Here is an 11,639-nt window from a genome sequence, read left to right as displayed (position 1 = left end):
GAGGTTCGTCTGACGCCCTGCATGCGGACGTAGGAGACGGGTTCGCCGGGCGTGAGGCGGACGACGTCGGTGCCGCAGGCGGCCGGGGTGCGGGTGGCGGCGGTGGTCCAGTGGACGCCGTCGGCCGAGGTCTCGACCCGGTACTCGGCGGCACAGGCGCTCTCCCAGGCGAGGGTGACCGCGGCGACCTTCGCGGGGGCGGCGAGCTTGATCCTGACCCAGGAGTCGTCGGCGTAGCCGGAGGCCCAACGGGTCTGGTAGGAGCCGTCGTTGACGTTCGCCGCCTTGAGCCGGTCGAGGTCCTGCTCGACGCTGGAGGCGGTGGCGGTGCCCTGCACGGCGAGGTTCTCGGAGCCGCCGGCGGAGTCCCACAGTTCGAGCATCGTGTCGGCCTGGACGAGGAACGTGTCGAGCACGCCGTCGGCGACCTTCACCGGGGCCTTGCCCCAGGTGTTGCGGGCCGGGTCGACCTTCACCGCGGCGGCCTGTTCCTGGAGGGTGCGGGACTCGGCGAGGAGTTCCCGGGCGCGGTCCACGTCGCCGTCGACGCGGGCGGCGAGGGCGTCGGTCATGGCGACGGCGGCCCGGCCCCACAGCGCGGTGGCGTCGAGCCAGGGCGCGGCGTCGGCGACGAAGCCGGGCTCGACCGAACCGGCGCGGATGCGGCCGGGCGCGGCGGCGATCTGCCGGGCGTAGCCGCGCAGGCCGGAGAGTGCCTCGGTGCGGTCGCCGGCCTTCCATGCGGTCCAGAACCGGTCGATGCGGGCGGCCAGTTGCGGCGCCTGCTCCTGCCAGGGGGTCTCGCCGAAGGTGGGCGCGAGGTGCTCGAGGTCGGCGAAGACGCGCAGCGCGCGGGCGGCCTCGGGGGCGCCGCCCGCGAGGTGGTCCGTGGCGGCCTTCCAGGTGGCCTGTGCGTCGTAGTCGCGGTCGTTCCAGGCGAAGGACGCGGCTCCGAAGACGGCGATCTTGCTGGCGTAGGGCTGGTTCATCGGGTTGGCGACGATGCCGCTGAGGTGCTCCGACAGTCCCGCCTCGCGTTTGTCGTAGGGGGCGAGGAGCAGCCGTCCACTGGTCTGACCGAAGTCGTTGACGGGGTAGTTGTCCCACACGAAGACCTTGCGGCCGAAGAGCCGGGAGGCGGCGTCGGCCTGCTCGTCGGTGATGGCGGGCGGGACGACGGCGGTGCCGGTCCACATGACGACGACGTCGGGGTCGAGTGTCGCGCGCATCGTCTGCTTGTACGCGGTGTCGGTGAGGTCGCCGTACTCGGTGGGGACCGTCTGGAGCGGGTGGGTGCCCTCGTGGGTGGCGACGAAGTTCTTCTGGACGTCGTTGAGGAGGTCGACCTGGGCCCGGGCGGCGGCCTCGCGGCCGGGTGCGCCGTAGGCGGCCTCGTCGCCCGCGCAGTTCCACTCGGTGTAGCTGATGTCGTCGAGCGGGAGGGAGAAGGCGCGCACGCCGAGGTCGTAGACGGCCTGGAGCTTGGTCTTCAGGGCCGCGCGGTCGGCGGGGTCGGAGTAGCAGACCGAACCGCCCGGGGAGAGCGCGAAGGTGAAGCGGACGTGGTTGGCGTCGGCCCGCCGCACCAGGGTGCCGAGTTCGGCGAGCTTGTCGTCCGGGTAGGGGTCGCGCCACTTGTCGCGGTGGTACGGGTCGTCCTTGGGCGCGTACACGTAGGTGTTGGCCTTGACGTCGCCGTAGAAGTCCATCTGGTCGAGCCGTTCGGCGGCCGTCCAGGGCTGCCCGTAGAAGCCCTCGATGGTGCCGCGCAGCGGCATGGCCGGCCGGTCCTCGACGCGGGCGCCCGCGACGCGCCAGCCGCCGCCGGACCGGACGAAGAGCTGGCGGAGGGTCTGCACGGCGTAGAACTGGCCGGTGGCGTCGTGGCCGGCGAGGGCGACCTCGCGCGCCGCTCCGCGTGACGTGACGCGCAGGGCGTAGCCCTCGGCCCTGTCGGGGGCGGTCACCTCGCCGAGGGCGCGGGCGATGTCGGGCCGGCCGGCGGGACCGAGGCGCACGGTGAGCACACCGGCGGGGACGGCGGCGCCGGGTGCGCGGACGTCGACGCGGTCGGCGCCGTGGGCCCTGAGCTCGCGCACGAGGCGGTCGCGGGCGGCGGCGTCGGTCCGGCCGTCGGCGACGACGGCGACGCGCCCGGTGACCTCGGCGTCGCCACCCTCGCGCGCGAGGGACAGCGGAGCGGGCGAGACGGTGGGCAGGGGGCGCTGTGCGGAGGCCGCGGCCGGCTGGGCGGCGTGCGCCGCGGGGCCGAGTGCGGCGAGCTGGCCGGCGGCGAGGGCACCGGCCACGAGCGCGACGCCGAGCGAGCGGGCTCTCTTCGGGGAGCTGTTCGGGGATCTCTTCACGGGTCTCCGATCCGTTCGACGCCCGGTGGCGGCACTCGGGAGGGCGTCAACACCTGTCGTTTTCTGCTCGGTTGACGAGTTCTCAGAGCAAAGAAGAGCACGGGGTGTTCCGCCGGACACCGTGGCACAGCACCCTTGACATGTCTAGACCTCTTGGTCTAGACCATGACGCACACCTCGCCCCGATCGAGCACCGACAGGCCCTAGACGGAGGGCCGCTCCGGGACCGGCAGGCCCTCCGGCTCCTTGACCCGCTTCATGATGATCTGCGAGTTCACCTCCGTGACCCCGCCGAGCGCGGTGAGCCGCTCGATCCACAGTCGCTCGTACGCGGCGAGGTCCGCGACGGCGATCCGCAGCAGACAGCCGGGGCTGCCGAAGAGGCGGTAGGCCTCGATCACGTCCGGGATGTCCTGGAGCGCCCGCTCGAAGGCCTCCACGGACTCCCGGTCGCGGCGCACCTCGATGGACACGAGCACCTCGAAGCCGCGGCCGACCGCCTCCGGGTCGATGACCGCCCGGTACCCCTGGATGACGCCGTCCTGCTCCAGCTGGCGCACCCGCCGCATGCACGGGGACGGACTCAGGCCCACGCGCTGCGCGAGCTCCTGGTTGCTGAGCCGCCCGTCCGCCTGAAGCTCGCGCAAGATATTCATGTCGATCCTGTCCATCGCGCAATCATCTCGCACGCTACGCGCGATGAGCCAGCAGATCAGCAATCGCATTGCGCCTCGTTCGCATTACCCTTGCGATGAACAGCCCTGTCACGCGCCCGTGACCCCCCGCGACCCGTGAGGCAGCCACCATGGAACCCAAGCGCATCACCCTCATCAGCACCGGTGGCACCATCGCCAGCCGCTGGCAGGGCACCGGCTACGCCGCCGACGCGGGCGGGGACACCGTGCTGGCCAGCGCCGCCGTGCCGGACGGGGTCGAGGTCCGGGTCGTCGACCTGTTCAACGTGAACAGCTCGCGGATGACCACCGAGCGCCAGCTCACCCTGCTGCGCACCGTGCGTGAGGTGCTGGCCGACCCGTCGGTCGACGGCATCGTCGTCACGCACGGCACGGACACCCTCGAGGAGTCCGCGTTCCTCCTGGACCTGCACCACGACGACCCGCGCCCGGTCGTCTTCACCGGTGCGCAGAAGCCGCTCGGCGCCACGGACGGCGACGGCCCGGGGAACATGTACGACGCGCTGCAGGTCGCCGCCTTCGCACGGGACCTGGGCGTCCTGGTCGTGTTCGACGGCAAGGTGCACGCGGCACGCGGCACCGTCAAGACGCAGACCCTCGCGGCGGACGCGTTCGCCGACCCGTCGGCCCCCGCGCCGCTGGGCCGGCTCGGCTTCGGCCGGGTCGACATCCGCCGCACCCCGCAGCGTCCGGCGCCGCTGGCCGTGCCGCCCGCCGGGGCCGCGATACCGCGCGTCGACATCGTGATGCACCACAGCGACGCCGATCCGGCGCTGTTCGAAGCGGCGGTCGCGGCGGGTGCGCGCGGCATCGTGCTGGTGGCGACCGGCGCGGGGAACGCGACGCCGGAGTTCGTCGAGGCGGTGGGCTCCGCCGTGGCGGCGGGCGTGCTCGTCGCCGTCTCCACGCGGGTGCCGGCCGGTCCGCTGGCCGAGATCTACACCGGGGGCGGCGCCGTGGACCTCGTCGCCGCCGGGGCGGTGCTCAGCGGGGTGCTGCGGGCCGGGCAGACCCGGGTGGCGGTGCTGTCGGCGCTGCTCTCCGAGGGGGCGGCGGGGGTTCGGGGCAAGCTCGTGCGGGAGCTGCTCGGGGAGGGCGCGGAGGCTGTCGCCGAGGCGGCGTAGCGCCCCGGCTCCGCCGGTTCCTCTTCCTCGTCGCCGGGCGCGGGGAGCTGCGCGACCAGGCCCCGCGCGCCCGCGGCCGGGACCGGCCGGTCAGATCTCCACCGACTCCGCGTTCGGTGCGAGGCTGTCCATGAAGGAGCTCACCGAGAAGACGGCGCGGCCGGCGCCCGCCGGGCCGTAGCCGGGCGGGGACGACAGGCCGAAGTCGTCCATCGTGGAGCGGTACGCGTCGAGCAGCCGGATGTGGTACTCGAGCGGAGCGCCCGCCGGGTTGGCCTTGCCGAGCGGGGTCGTCGGCTCGGGGCACCAGGTGGTGAAGCGCGGGGTGATGCCCTGCGACATGAAGAAGCGCAGCCCCTCCGTGGTGGAGGCGATGGCCTCGTCGACCGTCTTGAAGCCGAAGGGCTCGGCCATCTCGACACCGGCGACGAAGTTCGGGATGACGTTGCGCGCGCCGAAGATCTCCGCGGAGTCGAGGATGCGCTTGTGCCACTCGTCGCGGCCGACGTAGCGCTCCTTGCCCGGGCAGTACATCTTGAACAGGTACTCGTCCCACACCTCGTAGTTGGGGTGGTAGATCTGCACGCCGTAGTCCTTGAAGCGCTGCACGTCGTCCTTGGGCAGCGCCTGCGCGACGACCTTGCCGATCCAGCGGCCCGGGAAGTGCTCCTCGATGGCCTTGGCGTAGCGCCCGTAGAAGTCCGCCTCGTCGAGGCCCTGGACCTTCGAGGTGATGGCGCCGCCGGTGAGCGTGTACGCGGTGGAGGCCTTCGCGGTGTCGTACTGGTCGATGATCGACAGCGCCTCGAGGACCTCGTCGACGTCCTTGACGCCCGTGTAGGGGCGTCCGGCCGCCTTGTGCTGGCGCCAGTTGTGGTTGATGTCGCAGTACTGGCACTCCTCCTTGGCGCCGAAGTACTGGCACACGCGGAACGCGGTCAGGTAGATCAGGTAGCCCCACTGGATGGTGGGGGCCACCTCCATGACCGACTTCCCGTTGGAGAGCTTGTGCCGGTAGTACTCCGGCATCGGGGGCACGCCGACGTCCGAGATGCGCTTCCCGTCGAGGTAGAGGCCGAGCATGCCGTCCTCGCCCGCCGCGACACGGTACGGGGACGACGGGTTCACGCGGACCGAGACGACGGTGCGGCGCAGGTCGTAGGGGCCGCCGGTGAGGACGATCTCCTCGGGCGGGCGGCGCAGCGCGGCCTCGCCCAGCTCGGGCAGGGTGCCGTGGTCGAAGGAGAAGATGAAGTAGGACTTCGGCTTGACCTCGCCGCCCTCGTTGTCACTCAGCGCCGACGGGTCGAACGCCACACCGCCCCGCAGCAGGTCCTCCTTGAAGACCGCCTCCTTGGGGACGTGCGGGAAGCGCTCCATCAGGTCCTCGACCAGCGCCGTGCGGCTCTCCGCCTTGTCGGCCTTCGCGTCCATCCCGTACACCCACTCCTTGTTCCTGCCGGGCCGTGCTTCGCCTCTCACGGTATGCCCCCGGATGTCCCCCGGACCTTCCGGGGGCCCCGCTGCGACCCCCTGGGCGCGCCGGGGGCGTCGTGATCCAATCGCCGGGAGGCCGATTCCCGAAGCCCGAAGAAGGGGGCACCCCCGTGCACGAGCGCGCAGCCACCGATCCCGCCGTCCCCTCCGCCGCGCCCGCAGCGGCCGCACCGGTGAACTGGGCCGGGAACATCGCCTTCTCCACCGACCGGCTGCACCGCCCCGGCTCCCTCGGCGAGCTGCGCGCGCTGGTCGCGGCGAGCCCGCACGTGCGGGTGCTCGGCAGCGGGCACTCGTTCAACCGGATCGCGGACGTGGACGCGGGCCGGGACGGCGCGCTGGTGTCGCTGGCCGGACTCGGCGGCGGGGTCGACGTCGACACGCGCGCCCGCACGGTGCGGGTCGGCGGCGGGGTGCGGTACGCGGAGCTGGCCGCCGCGCTCGACGCCCGGGGACTCGCCCTGCCGAACATGGCGTCCCTGCCGCACATCTCCGTCGCCGGGTCCGTGGCGACCGGTACGCACGGGTCGGGCAATGCGAACCGGTCGCTCGCCGAGGCCGTGCGCGCCGTGGAGATCCTGACCGCGTCCGGCGACGTGGTGACCCTGTCGCGCGGCGAGACCGGCTTCGAGGGGGCGGTGGTCGCGCTCGGCGCGCTCGGGGCGGTGCTCTCGCTGACCCTCGACGCGGAGCCGTCGTACGGCGTCACCCAGCACGTCTTCGGCGAACTGCCCTTCCGGGGGCTCGACTTCGACGCCGTCACGTCGGCCGCGTACAGCGTGAGTCTGTTCACGGACTGGCGCGGGCCGCGGTTCGTCCAGGTGTGGGCGAAGCAGCGGACGCCGGAGCCCGTCGGCTTCCCGTGGGCAGCGCCGGTGGCCGAGGCCCGGCATCCGGTGCCGGGGATGCCCGCGGAGAACTGCACCGAGCAGGGCGGGGTGCCCGGACCGTGGCACGAGCGGCTGCCGCACTTCCGCGCCGGGTTCGTGCCGAGCAGCGGGGACGAGCTGCAGTCCGAGTACCTGCTGCCGCGGGAGTGTGCCGGGGCGGCCCTGGCCGCGCTGGACGCCGTACGGGACCGGATCGCACCGGTGCTCCAGGTGTGCGAGGTGCGGACGGTGGCGGCGGACACGCAGTGGCTGAGCCCGGCGTACGGACGGGACACCGTCGCGTTCCACTTCACGTGGGTCGCCGAGACGCGCCGGGTGCTGCCCGTCGTGTCGCTGGTGGAGGACCGCCTCGCTCAATTCGGGGCGCGGCCGCACTGGGGGAAGGTGTTCACGGCGGACCCGGCGCGGCTCGCGGAGCGCTACCCGCGCAGCCCGCAGTTCGCGGCGCTGGTGCGGCGCCTCGACCCCACGGGGAAGTTCGCGAACGCGCTGGTGCGGGCCGTCGTGGGCGCCTGAGCCGCGGCCCGGGTCCCGCCGTGCGGCAGGCCGGGTCCCGCCGCGCAGCGGTCCGGGCCGGTTGACATGATGGGCGGGTGAACTTCCGGTCGATCTACTCCCAAGGTCTCGCCCGCGTCGCCGCCTGCACGGGGCACGCGGCCGTCGCCGACCCGCTCGCGAACGCCGAGGCGGTGCTGCGCCAGGCGCGGCAGTGCGCGCGGGACGGCGTCGCCGTCGCCGTCTTCCCCGAGCTGGGCCTGACGGGCTACTCGATCGAGGACCTGCTGCTGCAGGACCCGGTCCTGGACGAGGTCGAGACCGCGCTCGCGGACGTGGTGGCGGGCTCCGCGGACCTCATGACGGTGCTCGCGGTGGGTGCTCCCCTGCGCCACCGGCACCGGATCTACAACTGCGCGGTGCTGATCCACCGGGGCCGGGTGCTCGGCGTGGTGCCGAAGTCGTACCCGCCGAACTACCGGGAGTTCTACGAGCGCCGGCAGATCGCGGGCGGCGACGACGAGCGGGGCGGCACGATCCGGGTCGGCGGCGCGGAGGTGCCGTTCGGCACGGACCTGCTGTTCGCGGCCGGTGACGTGCCCGGGCTCGTGCTGCACGCCGAGGTGTGCGAGGACATGTGGGTGCCGGTGCCGCCGAGCGCCGAGGCCGCGCTCGCCGGGGCGACGGTGCTGCTCAACCTGTCGGGCAGCCCGATCACGGTGGGCCGCGCCGAGGACCGCGCGCTGCTGTGCCGCTCGGCGTCGGCGCGCTGTCTGGCCGCGTACGTGTACTCGGCGGCGGGCCTCGGGGAGTCGACCACGGACCTGTCGTGGGACGGCCAGACGATGGTCCACGAGAACGGCGTGCTGCTCGCGGAGACGGAGCGCTTCGCGCAGGGCGACCAGTTCGCGGTGGCGGACGTCGACCTGGACCTGCTGATGCAGGAGCGGCGCCGGATGGGCACGTTCGACGACAACCGCCGTACGCACGCGGCGCGCACCGGCGGTTTCCGCCGGGTGGACTTCACGCTGGGGGCGCCGGACACCGACTTCGGGCTGCGCCGCCGCGTCGAGCGCTTCCCGTTCGTGCCGGCGGACGCGGAGCGCCTCGCGCTGGACTGCTACGAGGCGTACAACATCCAGGTGTCGGGCCTGGTGCAGCGGCTGGGCGCGATCGGGGACCCGAAGGTCGTCATCGGGGTCTCGGGCGGACTCGACTCGACGCACGCGCTGATCGTCGCGGCCCGTGCGATGGACCGGATGGGACGGCCGCGCAGCGACATCCTCGCGTACACGATGCCGGGCTTCGCGACGAGCGACCACACGAAGTCCAACGCGCACCGGCTGATGGAGTCGCTCGGGGTCACCGCCGCCGAGCTGGACATCACGGACACGGCACGGCTGATGCTGAAGGAGATGGGCCACCCGTTCTCCGAGGGCGAGCCGGTCTACGACGTGACGTTCGAGAACGTGCAGGCGGGCCTGCGCACCGACTACCTGTTCCGGCTGGCGAACCAGCGCGGCGGCATCGTGCTCGGCACCGGGGACCTGTCCGAGCTGGCGCTCGGCTGGTGCACGTACGGCGTCGGCGACCAGATGAGCCACTACAACGTGAACTCGGGTGTGCCGAAGACGCTGATCCAGCATCTGATCCGGTGGGTGGTCAGCAGCGGGCAGTTCGGCGACGAGGCCGGCAGGACGCTGACCGCGATCCTGGACACGGAGATCAGCCCCGAGCTGGTGCCGGGTGAGCAGATGCAGTCCACGGAGTCGAAGATCGGCCCGTACGCGCTGCACGACTTCACCCTGTTCCACGTGCTCCGGTACGGGTTCCGGCCGACGAAGATCGCGTTCCTGGCGTGGCACGCGTGGCGGGACAGCGCGGCGGGTGCCTGGCCGCCCGGCTTCCCGGAGGAGGACCGGGGGAGCTACGACCTGGCGGAGATCCGGCACTGGCTGGAGTACTTCTGCAAGCGCTTCTTCCAGTTCGCCCAGTTCAAGCGGTCCGCGATGCCGAACGGGCCGAAGGTGTCGGCGGGCGGCTCGCTGTCCCCGCGCGGCGACTGGCGCGCCCCGTCGGACGGGAACGCGCGGGCCTGGCTGCGGGACCTGGAGCGCTGGACGCCTCAGGCGGTCGAGGCGGCCGCGGCCGCGGACCGGGAGGCGCCGGTCAGCCGGTGACCTGCGGTGCGCCGTCGACCTGGAACGTGCGGCGGTAGGCCACCGGGGTCACCCCGATCGCCGCGTGCAGATGGCGGCGCAGGGACGCGCCGGTCGCGAAGCCGACCTCGGCCGCGATCCGGTCGACGGGCAGGTCGCTGGCCTCCAGGAGGTGCCGGGCCCGCCGCACCCGCTGCTGGATGAGCCAGCGGCCGGGGCTCGTCCCGGTCTCCTCCTGGAAGCGGCGGGCGAAGGTCCGCGGGCTCATCCGGGCGTGCCCGGCGAGCTCGCGCAGGGCGAGCGGTTGGTCGAGCCGCTCCAGGGCCCAGGCGCGGGTGGCCGCGGTGCCCGCGTCCGGCTCGGGCGGCACGGGCCGCTCGATGTACTGGGCCTGGCCGCCCTCGCGCCAGGGCGGGACGACGCAGCGCCGGGCGACCTGGTTGGCGACCGCGCTGCCGTGGTCGGCGCGCACCAGGTGCAGGCAGACGTCGACGCCGGACGCCGCGCCGGCCGAGGTGAGCAGGTCGCCGTCGTCGACGAACAGCACGTCGGGGTCGAGCGGGACCTGCGGGAACATCCGCCGGAAGACGTCGGTGAGCGCCCAGTGCGTCGTCGCGGGCCGGCCGTCGAGCAGCCCGGCGGCGGCGAGCGTGAACGCGCCGGTGCAGATGGACACGAGGCGGGTGCCGGGCCGGATGCGGTGCAGCGCGGCCCGCACCTCGTCCGGCAGCTCCTCGGCGATGCGGCGCAGGTCGTAGGGCGGCACGACGACCGTGTCCGCGAGGTCGAGGGCCTCCGGGCCGTGCTGCACGGTGATCGTGAAGTCCGCGCTCGTCCGGACCGTGCGGTCGTCCGCCGCCGTGCAGGTGATCACCTCGTACGCCCCGTCGACCTCGGGGAACACCCGGTTGGGGATGCCCAGTTCGAAGGGGTAGACGCCGTCGAGGGCGAGGACGACGACGCGGTGCGGCGGGGCGGCCAGGAAGGCCGCGTCGGAGACGGTCATGGCACGATCGTATCGCTGGATGACCATCTTGCCATTGCCGGTGGACCCGGCGGCCCGCAGTCTTGAGTCATGACCGAGAACACGATGCGCGCGATCCGCCAGGAGACCCTCGGCGGTACCGACGTCCTGCACGAGACCGAGATCCCGCGGCCCGACCCGGGCGTCGGCCAGATCCTCGTCGCGGTGCACGCGGCCGGGGTCAACCCGACCGACTGGAAGCACCGGGCCTTCGGCCTGTACCTGGGCGAGCCGCCGTTCGTGCTCGGCTGGGACGTGTCGGGCACGGTGACGGCCGTGGGAGCCGGGGTGTCGCTGTTCGCGCCCGGCGACGAGGTGTTCGGCATGCTGCCGTACCCCTACGGAGCGGGCTCGCACGCCGAGTACGTGACCGGGCCGACCCGCGCCTTCGTGCACAAGCCGGCCGGGCTGAGCCACACCGAGGCCGGGGCGCTGCCCCTGGTGTCCCTCACCGCGTGGCAGGCCCTGGTCGACAACGCGGACCTGCGCCCCGGGCAGCGGGTCCTGATCCACGCGGCCGCGGGCGGGGTCGGGCACGTCGCCGTGCAGATCGCCAAGGCACGGGGCGCCCACGTGATCGGGACGGCGAGCGCCGCGAAGCACGACTTCGTGCGGGGGCTGGGCGCCGACGAGGTGATCGACTACCGCACGGCGGACTTCGTGAAGGAGGCGGGCGAGGTCGACGTGGTGCTCGACCCGCTGGCCGGCGAGACCCGGCTGCGCTCCCTGGAGACGCTGGTCCCGGGCGGCATCCTGGTGTCGATCCTGCCGGTCCGGATGGACGAGGTGCACGCCCGCGCGGCCGAGCTGAGTGTCCGGGCGACCAGCATGCTGGTCGAGCACGACCAGGCCGGCATGAAGGCCGTGGCCGACCTCGTGGCATCGGGCCGCCTGAAGGTGCACGTGTCGGGCACCTACCCGCTGGCGGACGCGGCGAAGGCGCACGCCGAGGGCGAGACGGGCCGGGTCACGGGCAAGCTGGTCCTGACCGTCCGCTAGGACCTGTCCGGCGGATCATGGCGCGGGCGCGGCGTTATCGTCGGTCGCATGATCAGCACCCCGTTCACCGAGGCACTCGCCGCCGGGCCGCTCGTCCTCGACGGCGGTCTGTCGAACCAGCTGGAGTCCGCCGGGCACGACCTGAGCGACGCGCTGTGGTCGGCCCGGCTGCTCGCCGAGGCGCCGGAGGCGATCGTCGCCGCGCACCGGGCCTACTACGCGGCGGGCGCGGACGTGGCGATCACCGCGAGCTACCAGGCGACGTTCGAGGGGTTCGCGCGGCGCGGCACCGGGTCCGCCGGGGCGGCGGCGCTCATCGCGTCGAGCGTGCGGCTGGCCCGGGAGGCGGCCGCCGCGGAGCCGGGCGGCCGGCGGCGCTGGGTCGCCGCG

Annotated in this window: 9 protein-coding genes; 5 read left to right on the top strand and 4 right to left on the bottom strand. The window is 73.4% G+C overall.

The window, feature by feature from the left end; translation table 11 throughout:
- Nucleotides 1-2,366, bottom strand: a 2,366-nt coding sequence (locus tag GTW43_RS31025; RefSeq protein WP_343246171.1) for a beta-N-acetylglucosaminidase domain-containing protein, incomplete at its 3' end; no start/stop codon positions are given.
- Between the two features lie 203 nt (nt 2,367-2,569).
- Nucleotides 2,570-3,037, bottom strand: coding sequence for an Lrp/AsnC family transcriptional regulator (locus GTW43_RS31020; protein ID WP_161305306.1), 468 nt, complete (start codon nt 3,035-3,037; stop codon nt 2,570-2,572).
- Between the two features lie 134 nt (nt 3,038-3,171).
- On the opposite strand from GTW43_RS31020, the gene GTW43_RS31015 reads away from it, so the two are divergent.
- A complete protein-coding gene (locus GTW43_RS31015; protein ID WP_161305305.1) occupies nt 3,172-4,185 on the top strand; it encodes an asparaginase in 1,014 nt (337 codons plus the stop codon).
- 90 nt (nt 4,186-4,275) lie between these two features.
- On the opposite strand, the gene GTW43_RS31010 is transcribed toward GTW43_RS31015, so the two are convergent.
- On the bottom strand, nt 4,276-5,619 hold the full coding sequence (locus tag GTW43_RS31010) for a radical SAM protein (RefSeq protein WP_161305308.1): 1,344 nt from the start codon (nt 5,617-5,619) through the stop codon (nt 4,276-4,278).
- A 236-nt stretch (nt 5,620-5,855) separates the two neighbouring features.
- Between GTW43_RS31010 and GTW43_RS31005 the strand changes: the two genes are divergently transcribed.
- Both GTW43_RS31005 and GTW43_RS31000 read left to right on the top strand, forming a co-directional pair.
- On the top strand, nt 5,856-7,088 hold the full coding sequence (locus tag GTW43_RS31005; protein ID WP_161305307.1) for a D-arabinono-1,4-lactone oxidase: 1,233 nt from the start codon (nt 5,856-5,858) through the stop codon (nt 7,086-7,088).
- A gap of 77 nt (nt 7,089-7,165) precedes the next feature.
- Nucleotides 7,166-9,247: an NAD(+) synthase gene (locus GTW43_RS31000; protein WP_161305304.1), complete on the top strand. Its 2,082-nt coding sequence runs from the start codon at nt 7,166-7,168 to the stop codon at nt 9,245-9,247.
- Here the strand turns inward: GTW43_RS31000 and GTW43_RS30995 are convergent.
- A complete protein-coding gene (locus GTW43_RS30995) occupies nt 9,237-10,232 on the bottom strand; it encodes a helix-turn-helix domain-containing protein (RefSeq protein ID WP_237536905.1) in 996 nt (331 codons plus the stop codon). The genes GTW43_RS31000 and GTW43_RS30995 overlap by 11 nt on opposite strands.
- Nucleotides 10,233-10,301: 69 nt before the next feature.
- Between GTW43_RS30995 and GTW43_RS30990 the strand changes: the two genes are divergently transcribed.
- A complete protein-coding gene (locus GTW43_RS30990) occupies nt 10,302-11,249 on the top strand; it encodes an NADP-dependent oxidoreductase (protein ID WP_161305302.1) in 948 nt (315 codons plus the stop codon).
- A 48-nt stretch (nt 11,250-11,297) separates the two neighbouring features.
- Nucleotides 11,298-11,639 (top strand): homocysteine S-methyltransferase family protein (locus GTW43_RS30985; protein WP_202502166.1); only part of this gene is annotated, 342 nt, incomplete at its 3' end.

This window comes from Streptomyces sp. SID5785 (assembly GCF_009870065.1).
GTDB lineage: Bacteria > Actinomycetota > Actinomycetes > Streptomycetales > Streptomycetaceae > Streptomyces.
This window is presented reverse-complemented; position numbering and strand designations above follow the sequence as displayed.

Bases quoted from the DNA above. Each gene is read 5' to 3' on its own strand.
- GTW43_RS31020 (WP_161305306.1), bottom strand. From the start codon at position 3,037: ATGGACAGGATCGACATGAATATCTTGCGCGAGCTTCAGGCGGACGGG.
- GTW43_RS31015 (WP_161305305.1), top strand. From the start codon at position 3,172: ATGGAACCCAAGCGCATCACCCTCATCAGCACCGGTGGCACCATCGCC.
- GTW43_RS31010 (WP_161305308.1), bottom strand. From the start codon at position 5,619: ATGGACGCGAAGGCCGACAAGGCGGAGAGCCGCACGGCGCTGGTCGAG.
- GTW43_RS30995 (WP_237536905.1), bottom strand. From the start codon at position 10,232: ATGACCGTCTCCGACGCGGCCTTCCTGGCCGCCCCGCCGCACCGCGTC.
- GTW43_RS30990 (WP_161305302.1), top strand. From the start codon at position 10,302: ATGACCGAGAACACGATGCGCGCGATCCGCCAGGAGACCCTCGGCGGT.